Below are 24,244 nucleotides of genomic sequence, written 5' to 3'. Positions count from 1 at the left end.
ATTAGAAGGGATTTTCTTAAAAAGAGAGAAGATTAACGAGAGTTGAAGAATTTTTGTATGTAAAGGAGAGGTTGGAATGAAGGTTTCGTATCATGGACATTCTGTAGTGAAAGTAGAGGCTAATGGGAAAACAATTCTTTTTGACCCGTTTATAACGGGTAACGGTCTGACTGATTTGAAAGCGGACGACCTAAAAGTGGATGTCATTCTATTAACGCACGGCCACAACGATCACGTAGGGGATACCGTAGATCTGGCTCTCAAAAATGATGCACTAGTAATTGCACCTTTCGAGCTTGCCGAATATTTGGGCTGGCAGGGTGTGAAGGTACACGAGATGCATATCGGAGGAGCCCATGAATTTGATTTTGGCAAGGTGAAGTTGACGCAGGCCTTCCATGGCTCGAGCTATACAGATTATGAAACAAAAACGATTACTTATACAGGCATGCCGAGTGGTATCCTACTGACCATTGACGGAAAAACCATTTTCCATGCTGGGGACACAGCACTGTTTTCCGATATGAAAATGATTGGGGAATTAAATGATATTGATGTAGCATTCTTGCCGATCGGGGATAACTTCACGATGGGGCCGGATGATGCAGTACTTGCTGCGAAATGGTTAGGCGCATGCACGGTGGTGCCAATCCATTTCAATACCTTCCCCGTCATTGAACAGGATCCGCGCAAGTTTGTTTCCAAGCTGCCAGAAGGTGTCGGTAAAGTGTTGGAGGCAGGCGAAGCTATCGAACTATAGGTCATTTTCAAGATTCAAAGAAAAGAAGCGGTTGTGCTTCTTTTTTTTGTTGTTCTGAATATACATGATACAAGCTATCCAGTATGGAAGGAGTGTCATGTGTTGAAGAACAGACTATTATTATCGTTACTATGTATAGTAGCCCTTTTATATGTCGCCGTTCCCCGTTTGCCGATGACCGAAGATGGACTTGCGGGATGGTTTGGCATTGCGTGGCTTGTGCTCGCTTTAATGGCGGTAGGGGGAAACATGGCAGCCATTATGTATCTTCCGAAGAGGAAACGAATGGTGAATAAAGTGAAATTGGCAGAGGTAAAAAAGGTCCGATTGCGCCAATATCAGTAAACACGTTGAATACAAGGCGTGACACCCGTATAATGAGGATATAAATAATTTTGTGGACGGGTGAAGAGTGTGACTAAGCATGAACAGATTCTCCAATATATCGAAGAACTTCCAATTGGGGAAAAAATATCAGTACGACAAATAGCCAAGGCGTTGACTGTCAGTGAAGGTACTGCTTACAGAGCAATTAAGGACGCCGAAAATAAAGGATATGTTAGTACCATCGAACGCGTTGGTACTATTCGTATTGAGCGGAAGAAAAAAGAGAATATTGAAAAGCTTACATTCGCAGAGGTTGTTAATATTGTAGATGGACAAGTTCTCGGCGGCAAGGAAGGACTTCATAAAACGTTGAACAAGTTTGTCATCGGTGCGATGAAGCTTGAGGCGATGATGCGCTATACGGAAGCGGGCAACCTGTTGATTGTCGGGAACCGCTATAATGCACACAAGTTGGCAATAGAGGCCGGAGCTGCCGTTCTGATTACCGGTGGATTTGACACGGACGAAGAAGTAAAGCGGCTCGCTGATGAAATGAAGCTGCCGATCATTTCCAGCAGCTACGATACTTTCACAGTTGCAACGTTAATAAACCGCGCAATATATGACCAGCTGATCAAAAAGGAAATCGTGTTGGTAGAAGATATTTTGACACCGATCGAAGCGACGACCTATTTGACCACAGAGGACACGATTGCAGAATGGTATAAAGTGAATGAAGAAATCAAGCATAGCCGCTTTCCAATCATAGACAAGAATCTTAAGGTGCAGGGTGTAGTCACCTCCAAGGATGTGCTTGGGAAGGATTCTGGGACGCTTATCGAAAAAGTGATGACGAAAAACCCCATCACCGTTAACGGCAAAACATCTGTCGCCTCCGCAGCCCATATTATGGTCTGGGAAGGAATTGAGATGCTGCCGGTTGTGGATCAGAGTCATCGATTACTTGGAATCATCAGCCGTCAGGACGTTCTGAAGGCGTTGCAGATGATCCAAAGGCAGCCACAGGTCGGCGAAACGCTGGATGACATTGTGACCAACCAGTTTGTGGATGTAACGGAATCAAAAGGGGCAGAGGCATACCAGAGTGAAGTGACCCCCCAGATGACCAATTCGGTCGGGACGATATCGTACGGTGTGTTTACGACCATTGTTACAGAGGCTGCAAAGCGTGTTATTCGTAATTTGAAAAAGAGTGATATGGTCGTGGAGAACATCACAATCTATTTCATCAAGCCGGTTCAGATCGACAGTACTATTGAGATCAGGCCAAAGGTGCTGGAGGTAGGCCGCAAGTTCGGGAAAGTGGACGTGGAAGTTTACCATGACGGCAATGTCGTCGGCAAGGCGATGATGATGGTGCAGTTGATACAGTAAGTAGTTGGGGTTTTGGGAAGCGCTCTTACCTTTGGAGGTGGGTGCGCTTTTTGGTGTTGCTTGGTGTTGTTTGGGATTTGGTGGCTGTGGGGGAGAGCTAAGGTCAAGTTCTAGGGCTTGAAGTGTGGAAGGGCTTTTGGTGGGGGAGCCGGGTTGACCCTGTGGATGTTGTCGAAACTTCCCGATTTCCTGATAAAAGTTGAAATTTCATGATATATCTTCGAATTTCATGATATATTCTCAAATTTCATGATATATTCCCAAATTTCATGATAAAATCCAATATTCATTGATAAATGAAATACCTGTCTGCTAAATTCAGTATTTTTAAAGGATTTCATGCCTCTCTATCGAATTATTTCCAACAAACCATATAAAGGAGAGATTAAATGATAAAGAAACCAAGGGAAAAGTCAGTGAGGTTATTGACACTTGAAGCGGCAATTAGAAGAGTGCCTCATGAACATCCAAAATATCGACTAATAGAGAAGGAACACGGCAAATTGCATTACGGTTTTATCGGTGAGAAAGCCCTTGATTATTTCCTCACTTTCCTCCCCAATAAAAATACGCAATTGTTACACGGACTTCGTATAGAGGACCCCCTAAATCGATTCTTTCAAATGGACACACTTTTGATCACTCCCGCGTATTGTCTAATTTTAGATTCGAAATATATTTCTGGTACTTTGGAGTTTGATGAAACAACAAATCAATTAATAAGACATAGGGGTGAGGAGAAAGAAAAGTTTGGAGATCCTTTATCCCAAATTGAGCGGCAAAAATATCAACTCTCATTATGGTTGGATAAGCATAACTTTCCCCCCTTACCGATTGCTGGACAAATAGTTCTTACTCACTCAAATGCCACCTTAATCAACGCTACACCTTCACTAATGAAAAAAGTCGCATTCCATACAAACCTTCCCAACAAACTACAAGATTTAGATAATCAGAAATTCGAACCTCTACTGGATAATCCCACTTACAAAAAGCTTACAAAGGTGCTTATTAAAAAGCATACACCTGATGATTTTTCTTTATTACACCATTATGGAATTCATTATCATGAACTTCGAAAAGGAGTAGTTTGTCCACGTTGTACCTACTTACCTATGCTACAGAAACATGGGAGCTGGATTTGTAGAAATTGCGGGTTGTATTCTAAAACGGCTCACATCGAAAATCTAATGGATTACAAATTATTAGTTGGTAATATCATAACAAACAGAATGATAAGAGATTTCCTTCTTCTGCCTTCACCAAATGTAGCAAACTATCTTTTATCCTCCATGAACCTCCCCAACCAAGGAACCAACAAAGGAAGAAAATACCTATTAAATTATTTTCAAACAATAACCATGCCGGAACATAACAAAAAGCCGCCCCGATAAAAACTCCCAAGGGCGACTCCTCTCAAATATAAAAACAAACCTTAATCCGTAACCGTCTTCTCTCTCATTTCCGCTTCCTTAACCGCTTCTGCTTCTTCAATAGCAAATGGCATGTAGAAACGGTAGGCTTTGTAGCCGGCCCAGATGCTGCCGAGTCCAACTAGTATCAGGACAATCCCTACAATAATTGCAACAGTGGACAAGGGATCAATCAGTGTATTGATTCCGAAAAAGAAAACAAAGCTCCCTAGAGCAATGCTGGATTTCGCGCTCAGCCATTTCTTTTCTGCGGGAAGGCGAGTACGGAAGTATTTTACTTTATACATCAAATAGAACATTAGTGAAAAGATAATGAGAAAAACAAAAATAGCCAAAAGGACACACTCCTTCTTGAATTCATTCATTGCTTATTATTTTAACATAAGCATACAAGCTATATTGTAACGTGTTCGTGAACAAAATTCTACTTTTGCATGATAAGGTTAATTCTTTGAGTTCGACTGAATGTGTGATTAAATAAAAGGTAATATAAGAAGGCTGTTTTCGTAAACTTTGTTGCTATTTCGTATTTTTATAACAACCGTAATAATTGTTGCTGTCGTGCTCTTTTCCTGGTTATTCGGAGAGACTGCATGATATTTTGAAAGTAGATACACTGTGAAAAATCCAAAGGCCGATTTTTCTTGGTAAAAAGTCCAAATGCCGACTTTTTACTAGTAAATAGCAACAATCTTTTAGAAAAGAGCCTATAAGAATCAGGTGAAAGAGGGATACATACAATGAGGCAGCAGATTATAGATGAAATCAAGGCGCATGATACGGTTATTATCCACCGTCATGTAAGGCCGGACCCGGATGCATATGGGTCCCAATGTGGATTGGCTGAGTTGATCAAGGAGAGTTATCCGGAAAAAAAGGTGTATCGCGTGGGGAAAGAGGAGGAGTCATTGAGCTTTTTGAGCAAGCTGGATGAAATACCTGACTCGAGTTATGATGGGGCGCTTGTAATTGTCTGTGATACGGCGAACACTGATCGAATCTGTGACCAGCGCTACAAGCTGGCTGCCAAATGGATTAAAATCGATCATCATCCGAATGAGGACAGGTATGGGGATTTTATGTGGGTGGATACGGATTCCAGTTCCACGAGTGAAATGATTTATGAATTGTATCTTGCCGGGAAAAACCAGGGATGGGTGATGACAAAGGAAGCTGCGAGACTAATTTTTGCGGGTATAATTGGTGATACAGGCAGGTTTCTTTTCCAGAGCACGAATACAAAGACATTCCAATATGCGAGTGAGCTGTTGAGCTACGGGTTTTCCATGACCGAGCTATATGATGAGCTGTACCGCACAAAGCTGCATATTGCCAAGCTGAGCGGATATGTACTTGAGAACTTTTCGCTGCATGTGAATGGCATTGCTTCCATGAAGCTAACACCGGATGTTCTGCAACGCTACAATGCATTGCCTTCTGAGGCTTCACAATTGGTCGGGATGCTCGGACATATTGAAGGTATCAGAGCATGGGTTTTCTTCATTGAAGAATCCGATCAGATCCGGGTGAGACTCCGTTCGAAGGGGATGATCGTTAATGAAATTGCGAAGAAATACAACGGTGGAGGGCATCCGCTGGCATCAGGAGCGTCCATCTATAAGTGGGAAGAGGCGGACCAGGTGCTTGCTGATTTGATAGAGGCTTCCCGCGCACAATTGCAAGGAGAATAGACGATAATAAGTAAAAAGAGGAAGTGTCCTAGAAAACAGTAGACGCTCCCTCTTTTCATTCCATTTTGACAATCAGCAAGTCGATTTCAATGGTCGTATCAACGTAGAGGAAATCGACATCAAAATAGTATTGCTTATCATCAAGAGAATAACTCTTGTTTTCAATTACCTTAATCAACAGTTCTTTGTTGTCTTTTATGCTGGCAATATCTTTTGATACAAGATGGTTCAGGTCTTCTGTAATCCTTGCGACGATCGATGAACGGCTGAAGGAGTTGAGCAAGTATTTCTCATGATTGATGATGGATATTTTGAAATCCTCAATTTTCAGTTGGTCTTTCTCTTCCTTCAGTTTATCATTGTCCTCGGTAAGAATATGGATTCTGTCTTTGTAGCTTTTCACTTCATCCTTGTACTTTTTTAAATCACCGAGATTTTTTTCCAACGTAATGCCATACATCAGCATGAATATTAGCCATCCAGCAATGGCACCTATTACAACTCCGGTAAAGAACCGTTGCCACCCTGGATCACGGTTATACGGAGGAACCCTCATATTATAAAGTCTCCTGTGTCAGCCAGCTGATAATGAGCGCGCCGGTTTGGGCACCACCGGTAGCGGAAATGATCAGAAGCAGTTGTTTGACTAGAAATTTTGTTTCTCCATTAAACAATCCCTTTTCCAGATTATAAAAGGTGTCAAAGGTACCACCGATGGCTGCTACAATTGCCCATATTTTCAAACTTTTGGCCAAACTCCACATTCTACTCAAAGGAGGGTCCCCGACGAGGAAAGCCGCAATGCCCCCAATGATTGCTCCTCCCAGTAATACCCCGACAGCAATGAAAAAACTGAATATCAGGGTAGCGACAAATGGATCTTTTACGTCCATTTTCATCATCCTTTCTGTCCTTAATCATATATATGGACAGGAAGTGGTAAGTATGTTGATGTTAATGGAGAAGTTTTCATGATTGTTTTTGTGACAGTATAGCCCCTATAATGAATGTAATAAATGGAAGCGTTAAATAAGGTGTGATGATTAATGAGTTTTGTTCATTTACATATAAAAAGCAGTTACAGTCTTCTGAACAGTTCTGTCCGTTTTTCCAAGCTGATGGAGCGGGCAAAAGAGATGGGGTTAACCTCGCTTGCACTCACAGATGAAGATGTCATGTACGGTGCAGTTGATTTTTACAAAGCATGCAAGTCTGCAGGCATAAAACCTATTATCGGGTTGACGTTATCTGTTCTAGCAACAGAGGAGGATGAAGAGTCGGCGTACCCTATTCTTCTTTTGGCAAACAATAAACAGGGGTTCACTAACCTGATGAAATTATCGAGTGTTGTGCAGACGAAAGCTCTACAAGGAGTTCCGAAAAGGTGGCTGAAGCATTATGCCAATGGTCTAATTGCCATCCTGTCAGGGACAGATTCCGAATTGGCTCATCTCGAAGAACAGACTTCAGATGTGTATAAAGATATGTTCGGGAAAGATCATGTCTACCTCGGTATCGACAGAAATTCCGATGCAGCAAGAGAGCAGTCTGAAAACACACGCAAAAGACATATAGACTTGCCGATAGTTGCTTTGAGTAAGGTGCATTATCTCCATAAGGAGGATGTGTTTGTTTATGAATGCCTACGCAACATCAAGCAAGGAACAAAACTAGAATCACTACCGAAAGTGGCCCCTGATTACTTGCGTACAGTAGGGGAAATGGTCCAGCTGTTTGAGGATATTCCTGATGCATTGGAAAACACCATTAAGATAGCAAATCAGTGTCATGTGGAAATAGAGTTTAACCAATCGGCACTTCCAAGCTATCCTGTACCTGAGGGGGAGAAAGCGGACACCTATTTAGAGAAGTTGTGTAGGGAGGGACTCAAGGCGCGGTTGGGTGAGGACCTGCCCGAGTATGAGGAGCGCCTGAACTATGAACTTAAAGTAATCAAAGGGATGAGGTTTAGTGATTATTTTCTAATTGTATGGGACTTCATGTATTTTGCAAGAAACGCAGGAATTCTGACAGGTCCGGGAAGGGGATCTGCTGCAGGATCACTTGTGGCATACAGTTTGTTCATTACAGATGTGGACCCGATTCACCACGAGCTGCTTTTTGAACGTTTTTTAAATCCGGAACGAATAACGATGCCTGATATAGATATCGATTTCCAGGATAATAAGCGTGATGAAGTGATTCGGTATGTTGCCGAAAAGTACGGACAGCTCCATGTGGCCCAGATTATCACATTTGGAACGCTTGCTGCCAAGGCGGCATGGCGGGATGTTGCGAAAGTGTTGAATCTTTCGGGAAAAGAACTGGAAATGATATCAAAAATGATTCCTTCGAGACCCGGAATAACACTTGAGGCGGCATTCAAGGAAAACGATAGGCTGCAAAAAGCCATTAACGAGACAAAAGAAAGGCAGCGAGCCTTCCAAACTGCCCAGAAGATTGAAGGATTGCCACGTCATTCCTCCACCCATGCAGCTGGGGTGGTTATCACCGAGAGTCCGCTGACAGAAATGATACCTATCCAGGCGGGACAACAGGATATCTATCTTACGCAATTCACGATGGAAACATTGGAGGAACTTGGACTTCTTAAAATGGATTTCCTTGGTTTAAGAAATCTGACCATGATCCAAAGCATTCGCTATCAGGTGAAAAAAGAAGCCAAAACAGAAGTGGACGTTATTCCAACAGATGATCAAGCGACGTTTCGTATGCTAAGTGATGGGGACACTTCAGGAATCTTCCAGCTGGAATCACCCGGAATGAAAAAGGTGCTGACAAAGCTCAAACCTACTAATCTGGAAGATATCGTCGCCGTAAATGCCCTGTATCGCCCAGGCCCAATGGAACAGATCCCTTTATTCATTGATCGAAAGCATGGACGAAAACAAGTCGATTACCCGCATCCTGATTTGATTCCAATCCTGGAGAAAACGTTTGGAGTTATCGTCTATCAGGAGCAAATCATGCAGATTGCTGCTGTAATGGCTGGCTTTTCGTTGGGGGAAGCCGACCTTTTGCGAAGAGCTGTTGGAAAGAAAAAGAAAGAAGTGTTGGCACAAGAGCGTGCGCATTTTGTGGAAGGGTGTTTAAAGAAAGGCTATGACGAAAAGGCGGCCAATGAAGTCTATGATCTCATTGTTCGTTTTGCCGATTACGGTTTTAACCGGAGCCATGCGGTTGCCTACAGTATGATTTCCTACGAGTTGGCCTATTTAAAGGCAAACTTTCCGAAGATATTTATGGCCACCCTGTTATCGAGTGTGATGGGTAATGAACAGAAGCTCTCCCAATACATTACGGAAACGAAGCGAAAAGGGATTCAGGTACTGCCTCCTTCCATCAACAAAAGCGGAATTGGCTTTCAAGTGGAACAAGAGGGAGTGCGCTTCAGTCTTTTGACAATAAAAGGGGTAGGCGTACAGGCAATAAAAGCGCTGATGGAAGAGCGGAAAAGGAAACCTTTTGCCGACCTGTTCGATTTCTGCAACAGGGCCGCATCCAAGGTCAACCGGAAAACGATGGAGATGCTCATCTATTCAGGAAGCATGGATGAATTCAAAGAAGACAGGGCTACCCTCTTGGCAACTTTGGATGTTGCCCTTCAGCATGCGGAACTTGTCATGCCGTCTGATGATGATCAGATCGATTTCTTCCTCGAAGCGGAGTTTGATATTAAGCCGAAGTATGTGAAAGTGGAGCCATTGCAACTGACAGAACAGTTGCAACTGGAAAAAGAGGCACTGGGGTTCTATCTTTCCAAGCACCCAACAGAACCTTTCACTTCATATTTTCAGTTGGCGGGTGCCAAGCTGATTTTGGACCTTCCTTCGAGTAATCAAAAGAAAGTCCGACTCGGCAGCTTCATTTCAAATGAACGTGTGATCCGTACGAAGAAAGGCGACCTGATGGCTTTCCTCACACTATCCGACCAATCAGGTGATATAGAAGCGGTCGCTTTCCCTGAGCTGTATAAGCGTTTTTCACACCTATTGAAAACGGGAGAAACTTTATTGGTTGAGGGGAATCTGGAAGAAAGAGAAGGGAAAACCCAGCTTATTCTGAAGGATATCATGGAAATAGATGCACTTGTTGAGAAATATACACATCTTATAGGAGATTTGTTTTTGCAGATAGATGAAGAAAAGCATGAAACGGAAGTGTTTTTGCATCTTCAAAAAGTACTAAAGCAGCATCACGGACCTTCACCGGTATATGTACATTATATCCAAGCGAAAAAAACGATAAAGCTGCAGCCGGCGTCCTTTGTGGCACCAACGGAGGAGTGTCTAATCAAGCTTAGGACGTTACTTGGGGAAGGAAACGTCGTATTCAAAAAATCTTTACAATGATTAATATTATGATATAGTTAACAGGGAGGTGGTCAGACCACCTTTCCTGGTTATTTAGTAAGTACTTTTCGTAAGGATTCTAGCAATCATAAAATGTAGATTAATACTGATGTTGAAAAATAGAACCACAAATAGCAGGGGGGACATATATCGTGTCTTTAAAAGAAGAAGCACTACATATGCATAAAATCAATCAAGGGAAATTGGAATCAAAATCTAAGGTTCCTGTCCGTAATGCCAAAGACTTGAGTCTGGCATATTCCCCAGGCGTAGCCGAGCCATGTAAAGCGATTTATGATGATAAAAATAAAGTATATGACTATACCATGAAAGGGAATATGGTTGCGGTAGTATCTGATGGAACGGCTGTACTGGGCCTTGGGAACATCGGTCCTGAAGCGGCTCTGCCTGTAATGGAAGGGAAAGCTGTGCTATTTAAGAGCTTCGCAGGTGTGGATGCATTCCCAATCTGCTTGAATACAACAGATGTAGATAAGATTGTAGAGACAGTAAAGCTTCTTGAACCTACTTTTGGTGGTGTGAATCTTGAAGATATCGCTGCACCAAACTGTTTTGTGATTGAAGAGCGACTAAAGAAAGAAACCAACATCCCGATTTTCCATGATGATCAGCACGGAACGGCAATTGTAACTGTGGCAGGTCTCGTAAATGCCTTGAAACTTGTAGGAAAGAATATCGGGGAAATAAAAGTGGTGGCGAATGGTGCAGGTGCAGCAGGGATTGCCATCATCAAATTATTATATCGCTATGGTGTAAGGGATATCACCATGTGTGATTCCAAGGGTGCCATCTATGAAGGGCGTCCATACGGGATGAATAGTGTAAAAGCGGAAGTGGCGACATACACGAACCGCAACAAAGTGGAAGGGACCTTGGCGGATGTCATGAAGGGTACCGATGTATTCATAGGTGTATCTGTGGAAGGTGCCTTGACTCAGGCGATGGTAGAAAGCATGAACAAAGATTCCATCATCTTCGCCATGGCCAATCCAAACCCAGAAATCATGCCTGCAGAAGCAAAGCTTGCCGGGGCAAGCGTTATCGGTACAGGTCGTTCCGATTTCCCTAACCAGGTTAATAACGTGTTGGCATTCCCGGGGATCTTCCGCGGAGCATTGGACGTCAGGGCGACCCATATAAATGAGCAGATGAAAATTGCGGCAGTCGAAGCGATTGCAAGCCTTGTGGCACCTCATGAGCTAAGTGAAGATTATGTCATACCTGCTCCATTTGACCCTCGTGTGGCACCGGCTGTGGCTGCAGCTGTGGCTAAGGCAGCAATGGAAACTGGTGTAGCGAGAATCAAGGTCGATCCAGAAGAAGTTGCCGAAAAAACTAGACGAACTGCCGTTATCGGAAAAAGTGAATAGTTTATGACCACACCTACTAAAATGTATCTTGAAATTGTCAAAAAGATTCGGGCTATTATTGTCGAGGACGGCTTGAAAACAGGAGACAAAATTCCTTCAGAACGAGAATTGTCCGACAGGTTGAATGTCGGGCGATCTTCCGTTCGTGAAGCGCTTCGAGCCTTAGAACTCCTTGGACTCATTGAAACAAAGCGTGGAGAAGGAACATTTATCAAAGATTTTAAAGAGCATCATCTCGTAGAACTATTAGGGACTTTCATTCTCGAACAGGACAAAACAAAGAATGACCTGTTGGAAACAAAATTGGAAATAGAAAAGTCATGCATACAGCTTTTTATGCAGAAAGCTGCTGCCAAAGACTATGAAAAGCTGAGAGGAATGATAGAATCAGCTCCTTCGAGAACGGATTTCTTCAAAGAGATGGTCACAATTGTAGATAATAGTCTGATGCTACGAATTTGGACTCTTGTAAATAGTTATGCACGTATTATCGTAAAGGATAATATGATAGAGAGTGGTGCGTTTGAGGTTTTGCTAGAGGCGATGAGAGAAAAGCAACCCGAACAAGCAATAAAGTTATATGAAAAACATTTTGCAGAAATTGTCGATAGAAAGTAGACAAGAATCTACAACATCCATTGAGGAGTTTCCGTTACATTAACAGTATGAGAAAAAAGGTAAGTTAAGGAATTTGTTTATTGAAATAATTTTAACAGCCTTACTTGCCTAAATTTTAACCTGTTATTAGTACCAAATACCAAAGCTAAGTAACAAGTTTTCGATTGACCTTTGAATAGTCGCTGAGTAAGGAAATACTAGACACCCGAAGAACGGAGCATGTCATATATATGCAAGTGTCCACGGCTGGTGTGCCTTTTGCTTCCAATACTCAAATAAAGGGAGGTTCTGTTGTTTTGTTAAAGGATTTGTTCACAAAAAAGAAAAAGTACGCGTCCATTCCATCTGAACAAGCACACCAAGATGTGCCGGAAGGAATTATGACCAAATGTCCAAGCTGTAAAAAAATCATGTACACAAAAGAGCTGATGAAAAATTTGAAGGTGTGTCTACACTGTGGCCACCATCACCCAATGAATGCAAAAGAAAGAATTCAAAGCTTACTGGATAAAGGAAGCTTTGTTGCATACGATGTTGAAATGGTCTCAGAAAATCCGCTTAATTTTCCGAATTACCTGGAGAAGCTTGAAGGCGACCAAAAGAAAACAGGCATCAATGAGGCTGTTGTAACAGGTGAAGGGACAATTAATAGTTTACCGCTCGTCATTGCGGTCATGGATTCCACCTTCCGTATGGGAAGCATGGGATCTGTTGTGGGAGAAAAGATTACCCGAGCTATCGAAAAAGCAAAGGAAAAGCGAGTTCCATTCCTTATTTTCACTGCTTCAGGTGGCGCCAGAATGCAAGAGGGCGTTTTAAGTTTAATGCAGATGGCAAAGACTAGTAGTGCTTTGAAGCTTCATAGTGAAAGTGGCGGACTGATCATCTCCGTAATGACCCACCCTACAACCGGTGGTGTTTCGGCGAGTTTTGCATCACTTGGGGACTATAACTTTGCGGAGCCTAAAGCGTTGATAGGATTTGCTGGGCGACGAATCATAGAACAGACGATTCGCGAGGATCTTCCCGAAGATTTCCAAACTGCAGAATTCTTATTGAAATGCGGACAATTGGATGCGGTCATTCCTCGTCTGGATCTAAAAGAAACCTTAACTAATGTACTAGATATACATCATGAAGGAGGGGAGACGAGATGGTAGGAGAAATGGAATTTGAAAAGCCGGTAGTGGAACTGCGGAAGAAGATAGGGGAACTGAAAGAGTTCACGAAAAATAGTGAGATGGATCTTACTAGTGAAATTGAAAAACTGGAAGTCAGACTCGAAAAATTAGAAGCTGATATCTATGGGAATTTAAGCCCTTGGGACCGTGTTCAAATTGCCAGACATCCTGAACGCCCGACTACCCTGGACTATATCGAACGTGTGTTTACAAACTTTCTCGAACTGCACGGGGATCGTTATTATGGAGATGATGAAGCCATTGTGGGTGGAATCGGGAAATTTGAAGGCCACCCAATCACAATCATCGGCCACCAACGCGGGAAGGATACGAAAGAAAACATCCGCCGCAACTTCGGTATGCCTCACCCGGAAGGCTACCGTAAAGCTTTGAGACTGATGTACCAAGCGGAGAAATTCAACAGACCGATTGTCTGTTTCATTGACACGAAGGGTGCTTATCCAGGAAAGGCAGCAGAAGAGCGGGGACAAAGTGAAGCAATCGCCAAAAACCTGTTTGAAATGGCTGGATTAAAGGTGCCAATAATCTGTATCGTTATTGGGGAAGGCGGAAGTGGTGGGGCGCTTGCACTAGGTGTCGGAAACCATGTACACATGCTCGAGAATTCCACTTATTCGGTTATCTCTCCGGAAGGGGCGGCAGCCATTCTATGGAAGGATGCAAGCCTTGCTAAAAAAGCGGCAGAGTCCATGAAAATTACTGCACCTGACCTGTACGATCTTGGAATCATCGATAAAATAATTCCTGAAGCAAAGGGTGGCGCACATAAAAATGTGGATTTCCAAGCCAATGGAATCCGTGAGATCTTGAAGGAGTCCCTTCAAGATCTGATGCCGCTAAGCGCTGATGAGCTAATTGAACATCGCTATGCAAAATACAAACGAATTGGTGCTTTCTCATTCAAGGAGCAACTAAAACCTCAAAAGATTAATTAAAAGTTATGGGACGAGGCACTTAATGCTCGTCCTTCTTTCTTTAGTTTGAAATTTTTTTATTGATTTGGGAAAAATATGGGTATCTTAGAAATAGGCACGGCTGACGGGGAAACAACATAATTGGGAAGCTACTCATCAAAGACTAGCCTATTTAAATAGGTAGGAACAAATACCCGTAAACAATGGAAAAATAAACCACCTCAAATAAAAGCGCATACATAAATATAATCGACAGATTTCAGTTGTTTTCGACATACCTTCGTGGTAATTTTTAATATAGAGACTTTACATGCCACTCGTTTTTCTAATAAAATGTATGTTTGGGTATACGTTTATAGGCAAATTAGCTTAAGAGGTGAAATAAATGAAGCGAATAGGCGTTCTAACAAGTGGTGGAGATGCACCAGGTATGAATGCTGCGGTCCGTGCAGTAGTAAGAAAGGCCATTTTTCACGACATGGAAGTATTCGGGATCTACCGTGGATATGCTGGATTGATTGATGGAGACATCAGAAAGCTTGAAATTGGTTCCGTTGGAGACATCATCCACCGTGGTGGTACGATGTTATATTCTGCGAGATGCGAAGAATTTAAAACAAGAGAAGGCCAGCTTAAAGGAATTGAAAACCTGAATAAGCATGGAATAGAAGCATTGGTGGTTATCGGTGGAGATGGTTCCTATCAAGGTGCCAAGAAACTTACGGAGCACGGTTTTCCATGTATCGGTGTCCCTGGTACAATTGACAACGATATTCCAGGTACCGATTTTACAATAGGCTTTGATACAGCGCTGAATACTGTTATCGATTCTATTGACAAAATCCGTGACACAGCAACATCTCATGAACGTACATACGTAATTGAAGTTATGGGACGTCATGCAGGTGATATTGCACTTTGGGCAGGACTTGCAGGTGGTGCAGAAACTATCCTTATCCCTGAAGCGAAAGATGATATGCAGGAAGTGATTGCAAGGCTGAAGCGCGGAACAGAACGCGGGAAAAAGCACAGCATCATCGTGGTAGCAGAAGGTGTAGGAAGTGGAGTGGAATTCGGAAAGAAGATTGAGGTTGAAACAAGTTTCGAAACGCGTGTAAGTGTGCTTGGTCATATCCAACGTGGTGGATCTCCAACAGCGTTTGACAGAGTGTTGGCAAGTCGCTTAGGTGCTCGCGCTGTGGAGCTATTGATGGAAGGTAAAGGCGGAAGATGTGTAGGTATTCAAAGCAACGTGCTGGTCGATCATGACATTATTGAGGCTTTATCCAAAACCCATTCCATCGATAAGAAAATGTACGACCTTTCAAAAGAACTATCCATTTAGCAATCTAAGCTTATTGGAATCGTTTTCATTACCAGGTTCTTGAGGCTTATGTTGGTGTAATGCCACTCTATTGCTTTATAATATAAAAAGATGAAAAGAACGGTATATAACTAGGAGGAAAATTTATATGAAAAAAACCAAGATTGTTTGTACGATTGGACCAGCCAGTGAAAGTGTCGAGCTATTGATCAAACTGATGGAAGCTGGTATGAATGTTGCTCGTCTGAACTTTTCACACGGTGACTACGAAGAACATGGAGCGCGTATCCGTAACATCCGTGAAGCGGTAGAACGCACGGGGAAGAATGTCGCGATTCTATTGGATACAAAAGGTCCGGAAATCAGAACACATACCATGCAAGATGGTGCGATTGAATTGGAACAAGGAAAAGAAATCATCATTTCCATGGAAGAAGTTATTGGAACAACCGAAAAGTTCTCCATTACTTACCCTGGACTATTAGAAGATGTGACACCTGGTTCCCATATACTGTTGGATGATGGTCTTATCGGATTGGAAGTTCTTGAGATCGGAGACAATGAAATCAGAACAAAAATCCTGAACTCCGGTACATTGAAAAACAAAAAAGGAGTTAACGTTCCTGGAGTAAAAGTGAACCTTCCTGGAATTACAGAAAAGGATGCAAATGATATCCGTTTCGGTATTGAGCAAGGAGTGGATTTCGTTGCTGCATCTTTCGTGCGTCGTGCATCTGACGTTCTTGAGATTCGTGAATTATTGGAAGCACATAATGCAGCGGACATCCAGATCATCCCTAAAATTGAAAACCAGGAGGGAGTTGACAACATCAACGAGATCCTGGAAGTATCCGACGGGTTGATGGTTGCTCGTGGAGACCTTGGTGTGGAAATCCCTGCCGAAGAGGTACCTCTAGTACAGAAAGACCTTATCAAAAAATGTAACCTTGCTGGGAAACCGGTTATCACAGCAACTCAAATGCTTGATTCTATGCAACGTAACCCACGTCCAACTCGTGCAGAAGCAAGTGACGTAGCGAACGCCATCTTTGATGGTACGGATGCAATCATGCTTTCTGGTGAAACTGCTGCAGGTTCCTATCCTGTTGAAGCGGTTCAAACAATGCACAACATCGCTTCCCGTGCAGAACAGGCATTGGCGTACGGGGAAATCCTTAGCAAGCACAGCAAACAGGCAGCACTGACTGTTACAGATTCTATCGGACAATCTGTTGCTTACACAGCAATCAGCCTGGACGTATCTGCAATTGTTACACCAACGGAAAGCGGACATACAGCACGTATGATTTCCAAATACCGTCCTAAAGCACCAATCGTTGCCGTTACTTCTTGTGAAGCGGTTTCCCGTAAACTGGCATTGGTTTGGGGTGTGTATCCACGTATCGGACGTCAAGCGAATACTACAGATGAAATGTTAGAAGTGGCAGTTGAAGAGTCCTTGAATACAGGTATCGTCTCTCACGGTGACCTGATTGTCATTACAGCCGGTGTACCGGTTGGAGAAAAAGGCACAACGAATTTAATGAAGATTCACGTTGTAGGCGACGTCCTTGCAAGTGGACAAGGAATCGGCAGAAAATCCGCTTACGGTAAAGTGGTTATAGCAAAAACAGCAGAAGAAGCTGCAGAAAAAATGACGCATGGTGCTATCTTTGTTACAAATGGCACTGACAAAGATATGATGCCATCATTGGAAAAAGCATCTGCCCTTATTACGGAAGAAGGCGGTTTGACCAGCCATGCAGCTGTTGTTGGATTAAGCCTTGGCATTCCGGTAATTGTTGGAGTGGAAAACGCAACTTACCTTCTGGAAGACGGACAGGAAATCACAGTGGACTCATCAAGAGGCACAATTTATACAGGCCACGCAAGCGTACTATAATAGTGGACATGACCCCCTATATCCCGGCATTTGCTGGATTCTGGGGGTCTTTTTGGGTGAAATTAGAGTAATTCTTTCATTTTTGATATAATTAGTAGGAAGTTTGTTTTTTTATAGAAATGGGGTAGTCCTCTTATGTTTAGGATTTTATTAGCGTTGATTATAGTTGTACCAGCACTTGAAATATGGCTTCTTATTACTGCAGGAAAATTGATTGGTGCAATTCCAACAATTATTCTGATCATCCTAACAGGTGTACTTGGGGCATGGCTTGCAAAATACCAAGGTGTCTCTGCACTTAGAAGTGCACAACAGAAAATGAACAGCGGGCAGATGCCTGGGGATGTAATTATTGACGGTCTTTGTATATTAGTTGGAGGCGTGGTCCTGCTCACTCCCGGTTTTATTACGGATGCCATAGGTTTTGCCTTGCTTTTACCACCGACAAGAAACTTGATCAAGCCTTCCATTATGCGAGCAATCCGAAACAGAATGGATCGTGGGCAATTCATTGTGATCAATAGAAGATAAAAACAAAACAACAATAATATGCAATAACTAAGTTGATCGTAGTGGAAGGCGCGCAGACTCCTGCTGGAGGAAGGGACAAGGGAGTCCCCGCAACGAAGGAGGCCACTGAAAAAGTACTGATTTTTAGTTCTTGGTAAACACCGCTGTTGATTTCCGCAAATAGCTTCGCTTTCCGCGGGGCGACCTTGAGCCTCCTCGGGCTGCGCCCTGCGGGGTCTCAAGATTGTCGCTACTCCCCTGCAGGAGTCTACGCTATTTGCTCCAATCCACAGCTAGAAACCATTAAAAACAATTCGGTTTCAGTTTTTCAATGCCCTCCAACGAAGTGAGGAGGGTCCCGGACCGCCTGGAACGGAGAGCAACAGCTAGGTGTATTTTAGAGTTTATAAGAGTTTACCAACAGTCTAAGGCAGTGGAGGATTTCCATTGCCTTTTTCTAAAATCATGATAATATGAAAAAATAGATAGAGAGCATTGTAAAATTTGTAAAATCAGTTTGGGGGAAATAGAAATGAAGCATTGGTTGAAGTATATGCTTGTATTAACCTTGGTTTTATCTGGACTCAGTTTGACGAATGTTGTACATGCTACCGGTGGAGAAGACGAAGAAGAAAGCATCAATGAAAAGTTTGGCTTGCCGATTGTGGTATATGGTGGGACATTAAATGACGACCAAAAGCAGGAAGTTCGGGACCTTTTAAAAGTGAAAAATCCTGAAATGGTAGAAGAGATTACGGTCACAGGTGAAGACCTTGTTAAATACATTGACGGAGAAGACCGAAATGCCCGTATGTTTTCTTCAGCTAAAATTACCAGAAAAGAAAAAGGCGAAGGCCTTGTCATCGATAGAGCTACTCCTGAAAATATCACACAAGTTACCGATGATATGTATGCAAATGCGTTATTGACTGCGGGAATTGAGGACGCAGAAGTAATTGTCGTCTCTCCTGTGAAGGTAAGTGGACATTCTGCATTGGTCGGTATCTATAAGGCTTATGAGGTAAGTGGGGAAGTGCTTGATAAGGACCGTATGGAAGTGGCTAACGAAGAGTTGAACATTGCCACAAAACTTGCCGAAGAAGAAGGCATGGATAGTGAGAAAGTTAGTGAATTACTGACAGAAATCAAGAAGCAGATTGCAGAACAAAAGCCAGCAACCCGTGAAGATGTGGAGCGGATTGTAGAAGAGCAGCTGGCGAAACTGAACATAGAATTAAGTGAAGAAGACAGACAACTATTGATTGACCTGTTTGAAAAGATGCGTTCACTGAATATCAATTTTGATAATGTGAAACAGCAGCTTGAGGACATTTCTAAGGATATCAAAAACAGGATTGAAGAAGTAGTAGGCGATGAAGGTTTCTGGCAAGGTGTTGCAGATTTCTTCCGTAACCTTTTCCAATCCATTGCGAACTTGTTCAAATAGAATATGATGACCGCTTTCTCCTTTGGAGGAGGCGTTTTTTAAAAATTTATGAAAGTACTTAATACTGTTGATTTCCGTTCCAGGCGCTTCGCTTTCCTGCGGGCGGTCCGTAATTTCTAGCTGTGGATTGTCGCCCCGCGGAAAGCGTAGCTATTTGCGGAAAGGAACAGCGACGATAAACAGAAAAGCAAAAATACTCCTATACAATTCTATTCTTACCCACTACAAACAAATAAATATCCTTAATCACATCCGCCTTCCAAAGCGTATTGAAAATGACCACAATAACCGGACCGACGATCAACCCGAGGAATCCAAACAGTTTGAATCCTACAAACAAGCTGACAAGCGTCGCTAATGGATCAAGGCCGATACTCGATGACAATATTTTCGGCTCCATAAGCTGTCTCTGTACAATCACGATTAAATACAAGACTCCAAGTCCGATGGCGAGAGGTAGATTCCCGCTGATGGCCAAAAAGATGATCCAAGGTACAAATACGAGTCCAGTTCCGAGATAAGGAATCAAGTCGACTAAGCCAATAATCAAAGCGACGGTAATGGCATATTCGACTCGTAGTATCAATAACCCTATCAAAACAATGATGGTAGTGATGGAAATTAGTGTAGCCTGGGCACGCATGAAACCAAAGAATGCTTTTTTAAGACTTAAGAACACTTTTGTAAGACTTCCTTGTGCTTGGATCGGAGTTATTTTCTTCAGTCTTACTTTGAGCTTGAACCAGTCCTTGCTGATGAAAAAGGTTGCAAGCAAGGAAAAAATCAGTACTGTTGCGAAACTGGGAATCCAAGTAATAATTTTGGGGAGATTCGTTAAGAAAGTCTGAATGAATTCTCCAACTGTGCTGGCAACAGTGCCTCCGATATTTTCTATGTTAGTCAACAGAGATTGTTGCTGACCTTCCTCCAAGCTGTGGAACATGGTGCTCATCTGGTTGAAAAATGGGAGTATTTTAGTAACGACGAACTGCTCCACATATACAACCAAGGTTTCAAAATGTCCCGGTACAACCTTTGCCAAATACTCAGTACCAGAAACGATTTCAACGATAAGAAGGGTGACTATACCAGCAACAGTGGCAAACACTGCCATTAAAGCGATGAAAACAGCCAAGCTTCTAGGAAATCTTCCCTTCGCTTCAAGCAGATTGACGAGCGGGTTTATCAAGAATGCAAATATCAATGCAATGATGAATGGATATGCGATGGAGAATAAATAATAGAAAGAGAAAAGACCTATCGCGATGATGAAAAGAACCAGGAGGAGTCTAAAAAAGATGTGTACATAGTTCCAATTCAACAACAACACCCCTTATTACCAGAAATTCCTTATAAATTATTTTACAGCCTGGACCATTCTTTTCATAGTTTTAAATTAATATTTCGGAAAATTCAGTACAATATCAATTCTTTTTCTTTCTCTTTTCATTATGGTAGTATGAAAATTAGGGTCTGGGTTTGGAAGGATGAAACAGAATGTTTAGTCAAGCTACCTTGTTTTTACTGGTACTTCTTTTAATAGGCTTTGTTGCTAAGAATCCATCATTGATGTTTGCTGTTGCAGTATTGCTTGTTATTAAAGTTATTGGTTTGGATAATAAAGTATTCCCTTATCTTCAGTCTAAAGGAATCAATTGGGGAGTAACGATCATTACCATTGCAGTTCTTGTTCCGATTGCTACCGGTGATATAGGGTTCAAGCAGCTACAGGAGGCTTTAAAATCTTCTTATGCTTGGGTTGCACTAGGTGCAGGAATAGCGGTAGCGCTTATTGCGAAAAGCGGTTTGACCCTTCTTGCGAATGATCCACATATTACCACGGCACTTGTGTTTGGTACCATACTCGCGGTTTCCTTGTTCAATGGAGTGGCGGTAGGACCTTTGATAGGTGCAGGAATAGCGTATCTGGCAATGAGGGTAGTGGAGTATTTCACTTAATGGATTTTTCACAAATTGTTTTTCCGTAATAATATTTTTTGCAGGACTTTCCTTCTTTTCATTCACAAAAGTCAGATAATTGTTTATAATAGGGACAAGGACACTTCCTTCCTACTGAGCAAGAGTAACATTGTTCGCCGAAAATGCGCGCACACCCATGAATATAGTGGATAATGCGCTTATTTTTATGAATGGAAATGTAAGCATTTTCTTAGTTTGCTAGATTCTGAATTGATAAATTACTCTAAATAATTATGCAGAGATATGATTTTTATCATTATGTTGAGCAAGCGTTCAAGTGAACAATGGTAGATAAGGATTTGAGGAAATTTTCACATAAAGGAGAGGTTTCATATGACAACAACTAAAGGTCTAGAAGGAATTGTAGCAACGACTTCCGCTATCAGTTCTATTATTGACGACACACTAACGTATGTTGGCTACAACATTGATGACTTAGCAGATCATGCTAGCTTCGAAGAGGTTATCTATCTTTTATGGCATCAAAAACTGCCGAACAAAGTTGAGTTAGCTTCCCTTAAAAAGGAAATTGCAGAAAATGCTGCGCTTCCTGAAGAAGTAATCAACCATTTCAAAACATACCCAATCGATAAAGTTCATCCAATGGCTGCACTTCGTACTGCTGTATCTCTGCTTGGACTATATGATGCGGAAGCAGATAATATGGATCCGGAAGTAAACTACCATAAGGCTGTCCGTCTTCAAGCTAAAATGCCGACAATCGTGACAGCGTTCTCAAGAATCCGCAAAGGATTGGATCCGATCGCACCAAGAACAGATTTAGGGATGGCTGCCAACTTCCTATACATGTTGACTGGTGAAGAGCCTTCTGACGTGGCAATTGAAGCTTTCAATAAAGCGTTAGTGCTTCATGCTGATCACGAATTGAATGCGTCGACTTTCACTGCACGTGTATGTGTTGCGACATTGTCTGATGTTTACTCCGGCGTTACGGCTGCAATTGGAGCGTTAAAAGGCCCATTGCATGGTGGAGCGAACGAAGCTGTAATGAAAATGCTTTCCGAAATCGGGGAAGTAGAAAACGCGGAAAGCTACATTCGTGAAAAACTTGCCAACAAGGAAAAAATTATGGGCTTCGGACACCGTGTATATCGCCAGGGAGATCCTCGTGCGAAGCATCTGCGTGAAATGTCCGAAAAGCTTACTCACCTGACAGGGCAACCAAAATGGTATGAAATGTCCGTGAAGGTAGAAGAGGTTGTCACTTCCGAAAAGCCGCTTCCACCGAACGTTGATTTCTACAGTGCATCTGTGTATCATTCTTTAGGAATTGACCATGATTTATTCACACCTATTTTCGCTGTAAGCCGTGTATCCGGTTGGTTGGCACATATCCTTGAGCAATATTCCAACAACCGCCTGATCCGTCCTCGTGCCGATTACACGGGCCCTGGCAAACAGGAATATGTACCATTGGAAAAACGCAGCTAATTACCTGACAAGCGACATTGCTGCAAACTTTGTTATAATAGCAGGGGAGGGACAATCCCTCCCAAAATACTCACGTAATTATATTTTCTTAGGAGGTTTTTACTTTGACACAAGGAACAAAAATTACAGTTACAGAAGGCGTACTAAATGTACCTAACAACCCAATCATTCCATTCATCGAAGGAGACGGAATTGGTCCTGACATTTGGGCATCTGCATCCCGTGTTTTAGAAGCAGCTGTTGAAAAAGCATATAATGGTGAAAAGGAAATTGTTTGGAAAGAAGTATTGGCTGGAGAAAAAGCATTCAACCAAACTGGCGAATGGTTGCCAAGCCAAACACTTGATGATATCCGCGAGTACATAATTGCAATCAAAGGACCTTTGACTACCCCAGTTGGTGGCGGAATCCGTTCTCTTAACGTTGCTTTACGTCAAGAGTTGGACCTTTTCACATGCTTACGTCCTGTTCGTTATTTCCAAGGAGTTCCATCTCCTATTAAACGCCCTGAAGACACTGACATGGTTATTTTCCGTGAAAACACAGAAGATATCTATGCTGGAATCGAGTATGCGAAAGGCTCTGAAGAAGTAGAAAAGCTAATCAACTTCCTTCAAACAGAAATGGGCGTAAACAAGATTCGTTTCCCTGAAACTTCCGGAATCGGAATCAAGCCGGTATCTGAAGAAGGAACTTCCCGTCTTGTTCGTGGTGCAATCAACTATGCAATCGAGCATGGCCGCAAATCTGTAACACTAGTTCACAAAGGAAACATCATGAAGTTCACTGAGGGTGCTTTCAAAAACTGGGGTTACGAGTTAGCTGAAAAAGAATTCGGCGATAAAGTATTTACATGGGCACAATATGACCGTATCGCGGAAGCGGAAGGTAAAGATGCTGCTAACAAAGCTCAAGAAGCTGCAGAAGCAGAAGGCAAGATCCTAGTGAAGGATTCCATTGCTGATATCTTCTTACAACAAATTCTTACTCGTCCAAAAGAGTTCGACGTTGTTGCAACGATGAACCTAAATGGAGACTACATCTCAGACGCACTAGCTGCGCAAGTTGGTGGAATCGGAATCGCTCCTGGAGCAAACATCAACTACGAAACTGGACACGCTATTTTTGAAGCTACACATGGTACAGCTCCTAAATATGCAGGACTTGATAAAGTAAACCCATCTTCTGTTATCCTTTCCGGTGTATTAATGCTTGAGCACCTTGGTTGGACAGAAGCTGCGAAACTTGTAGTAGATGCTATGGAGAAATCCATCGCTGCCAAAGTGGTAACTTACGACTTTGCTCGTCTAATGGACGGCGCAACAGAAGTGAAATGCTCCGAGTTTGGTGACGAACTAATCAAAAACATGTAATTTTAAAAAGAAGCAAAAACCCTTGAAGGGTTTTTGCTTTTTGAAAATAAACCAGCACTCTAGCTGTTGATTGGAGCACAGGGCGTAGACTCCTGAGGGAGATAGCGGTAGGTTGAGACCCCGCAACGAAGTGAGGAGGCTCAAGCACCGC

General features: G+C 42.5%; 21 protein-coding genes. 17 read left to right on the top strand and 4 right to left on the bottom strand.

Features of this window, described 5'->3' with window-relative positions; translation table 11 throughout:
- Positions 1-76: 76 nt before the first annotated feature.
- From AB685_RS18700 to AB685_RS18685, 4 genes are all read left to right on the top strand, one after another.
- Positions 77-760 carry a metal-dependent hydrolase gene (locus AB685_RS18700; protein ID WP_047972129.1) on the top strand — a complete coding sequence of 228 codons (684 nt, stop codon included), beginning with the start codon at positions 77-79 and terminating at the stop codon, positions 758-760.
- Positions 761-859: 99 nt separating this feature from the next.
- Positions 860-1,105: a hypothetical protein gene (locus AB685_RS18695; protein WP_047972128.1), complete on the top strand. Its 246-nt coding sequence runs from the start codon at positions 860-862 to the stop codon at positions 1,103-1,105.
- A 69-nt stretch (positions 1,106-1,174) separates the two neighbouring features.
- Positions 1,175-2,482, top strand: coding sequence for a CBS domain-containing protein (locus tag AB685_RS18690; protein ID WP_047972127.1), 1,308 nt, complete (start codon positions 1,175-1,177; stop codon positions 2,480-2,482).
- Between the two features lie 425 nt (positions 2,483-2,907).
- The gene (locus AB685_RS18685; protein ID WP_157860743.1) at positions 2,908-3,876 is read left to right on the top strand and encodes a nuclease-related domain-containing protein; all 969 of its coding nucleotides are present in this window, start codon (positions 2,908-2,910) and stop codon (positions 3,874-3,876) included.
- Between the two features lie 41 nt (positions 3,877-3,917).
- Here the strand turns inward: AB685_RS18685 and AB685_RS18680 are convergent, their stop codons facing one another.
- Positions 3,918-4,250, bottom strand: coding sequence for a YtpI family protein (locus tag AB685_RS18680; protein ID WP_047972125.1), 333 nt, complete (start codon positions 4,248-4,250; stop codon positions 3,918-3,920).
- A gap of 405 nt (positions 4,251-4,655) precedes the next feature.
- Here AB685_RS18680 and AB685_RS18675 point away from each other — a divergent pair, with 405 nt between their 5' ends.
- Complete coding sequence (locus AB685_RS18675; RefSeq protein WP_047972124.1) at positions 4,656-5,606, top strand: bifunctional oligoribonuclease/PAP phosphatase NrnA; 951 nt, start codon at positions 4,656-4,658, stop codon at positions 5,604-5,606.
- Positions 5,607-5,661: 55 nt separating this feature from the next.
- Here the strand turns inward: AB685_RS18675 and ytrI are convergent, their stop codons facing one another.
- Together ytrI and AB685_RS18665 are read right to left on the bottom strand one after the other, a co-directional pair.
- Positions 5,662-6,162 carry a sporulation membrane protein YtrI gene (gene ytrI, locus AB685_RS18670; RefSeq protein ID WP_047972123.1) on the bottom strand — a complete coding sequence of 167 codons (501 nt, stop codon included), beginning with the start codon at positions 6,160-6,162 and terminating at the stop codon, positions 5,662-5,664.
- A gap of 1 nt (position 6,163) precedes the next feature.
- The gene (locus AB685_RS18665; protein ID WP_047972122.1) at positions 6,164-6,499 is read right to left on the bottom strand and encodes a YtrH family sporulation protein; all 336 of its coding nucleotides are present in this window, start codon (positions 6,497-6,499) and stop codon (positions 6,164-6,166) included.
- Positions 6,500-6,652: 153 nt separating this feature from the next.
- Between AB685_RS18665 and dnaE the strand changes: the two genes are divergently transcribed.
- From dnaE to AB685_RS18620, 9 genes are all read left to right on the top strand, one after another.
- Complete coding sequence (gene dnaE, locus AB685_RS18660) at positions 6,653-9,979, top strand: DNA polymerase III subunit alpha (RefSeq protein WP_047972121.1); 3,327 nt, start codon at positions 6,653-6,655, stop codon at positions 9,977-9,979.
- 152 nt (positions 9,980-10,131) lie between these two features.
- Positions 10,132-11,370, top strand: a complete 1,239-nt coding sequence (locus AB685_RS18655) for a malic enzyme-like NAD(P)-binding protein (protein ID WP_047972120.1) — start codon at positions 10,132-10,134, stop codon at positions 11,368-11,370.
- A gap of 3 nt (positions 11,371-11,373) precedes the next feature.
- Positions 11,374-11,988, top strand: coding sequence for a GntR family transcriptional regulator (locus tag AB685_RS18650; protein WP_047972119.1), 615 nt, complete (start codon positions 11,374-11,376; stop codon positions 11,986-11,988).
- A gap of 296 nt (positions 11,989-12,284) precedes the next feature.
- Positions 12,285-13,148, top strand: a complete 864-nt coding sequence (accD, locus tag AB685_RS18645) for an acetyl-CoA carboxylase, carboxyltransferase subunit beta (RefSeq protein WP_047972189.1) — start codon at positions 12,285-12,287, stop codon at positions 13,146-13,148.
- On the top strand, positions 13,142-14,125 hold the full coding sequence (gene accA, locus AB685_RS18640) for an acetyl-CoA carboxylase carboxyl transferase subunit alpha (protein ID WP_047972118.1): 984 nt from the start codon (positions 13,142-13,144) through the stop codon (positions 14,123-14,125). The genes accD and accA overlap by 7 nt, the downstream gene beginning before the upstream one ends.
- Before the next feature lie 364 nt (positions 14,126-14,489).
- A complete protein-coding gene (gene pfkA, locus AB685_RS18635) occupies positions 14,490-15,449 on the top strand; it encodes a 6-phosphofructokinase (protein WP_047972117.1) in 960 nt (319 codons plus the stop codon).
- Between the two features lie 127 nt (positions 15,450-15,576).
- Positions 15,577-17,331: a pyruvate kinase gene (gene pyk, locus AB685_RS18630; RefSeq protein ID WP_047972116.1), complete on the top strand. Its 1,755-nt coding sequence runs from the start codon at positions 15,577-15,579 to the stop codon at positions 17,329-17,331.
- A 135-nt stretch (positions 17,332-17,466) separates the two neighbouring features.
- Positions 17,467-17,862 carry an FxsA family protein gene (locus tag AB685_RS18625; protein WP_010195639.1) on the top strand — a complete coding sequence of 132 codons (396 nt, stop codon included), beginning with the start codon at positions 17,467-17,469 and terminating at the stop codon, positions 17,860-17,862.
- A gap of 511 nt (positions 17,863-18,373) precedes the next feature.
- A complete protein-coding gene (locus tag AB685_RS18620; RefSeq protein WP_047972115.1) occupies positions 18,374-19,288 on the top strand; it encodes a DUF1002 domain-containing protein in 915 nt (304 codons plus the stop codon).
- 199 nt (positions 19,289-19,487) lie between these two features.
- Here the strand turns inward: AB685_RS18620 and ytvI are convergent, their stop codons facing one another.
- Positions 19,488-20,609 (bottom strand): sporulation integral membrane protein YtvI, encoded by a 1,122-nt coding sequence (gene ytvI, locus AB685_RS18615; RefSeq protein ID WP_047972114.1) that lies wholly within the window; start codon positions 20,607-20,609, stop codon positions 19,488-19,490.
- A gap of 176 nt (positions 20,610-20,785) precedes the next feature.
- Between ytvI and AB685_RS18610 the strand changes: the two genes are divergently transcribed.
- The 3 genes from AB685_RS18610 to icd all read left to right on the top strand — a co-directional run bounded on the left by AB685_RS18610 (position 20,786) and on the right by icd (position 24,093).
- Complete coding sequence (locus AB685_RS18610; protein ID WP_047972113.1) at positions 20,786-21,247, top strand: DUF441 domain-containing protein; 462 nt, start codon at positions 20,786-20,788, stop codon at positions 21,245-21,247.
- A 354-nt stretch (positions 21,248-21,601) separates the two neighbouring features.
- On the top strand, positions 21,602-22,720 hold the full coding sequence (gene citZ / locus AB685_RS18605; protein WP_047972112.1) for a citrate synthase: 1,119 nt from the start codon (positions 21,602-21,604) through the stop codon (positions 22,718-22,720).
- A 104-nt stretch (positions 22,721-22,824) separates the two neighbouring features.
- On the top strand, positions 22,825-24,093 hold the full coding sequence (gene icd / locus AB685_RS18600; RefSeq protein ID WP_047972111.1) for an NADP-dependent isocitrate dehydrogenase: 1,269 nt from the start codon (positions 22,825-22,827) through the stop codon (positions 24,091-24,093).
- The last annotated feature ends 151 nt before the right edge of the window (positions 24,094-24,244 follow it).

This window comes from Bacillus sp. LL01, from assembly GCF_001037965.1.
This window is presented reverse-complemented; position numbering and strand designations above follow the sequence as displayed.